This window comes from Phosphitispora fastidiosa (assembly GCF_019008365.1).
GTDB lineage: Bacteria > Bacillota > Thermincolia > Thermincolales > UBA2595 > Phosphitispora > Phosphitispora fastidiosa.
This window is the reverse complement of record NZ_JAHHUL010000107.1, coordinates 1-281: the sequence shown is the minus strand read 5'-3', so window position 1 is coordinate 281 and position 281 is coordinate 1. Positions and strand designations below refer to the sequence as shown.

At 66.5% G+C, this 281-nt stretch carries 1 protein-coding gene; it reads left to right on the top strand.

Annotated features, from left to right (window positions below):
• A partial coding sequence (locus tag Ga0451573_RS19140; protein ID WP_231685781.1) for a proline dehydrogenase family protein occupies window positions 1-281 on the top strand: 281 nt, incomplete at both ends.

Genomic DNA, 281 nt, shown 5'->3' with positions numbered 1-281 from the left:
ATCGCGATTACGAGAATGCCATCCATGCGATCAGCGCAGCTTCGAGCGGGCGCGGCATCTATGAGGGGCCGGGCATCTCGATCAAGCTCTCGGCGCTCCACCCGCGCTACAGTCGCGCCCAGGCGGACCGGGTGATGGGCGAGCTGCTGCCCCGGGTGAAGACGCTGGCGGTGCTCGCGCGGCACTACGATATCGGCCTCAACATCGATGCCGAGGAAGCCGACCGGCTCGAAATCTCGCTCGACCTGCTGGAGAGCCTGGCGCTGGATCCGGACCTGTCC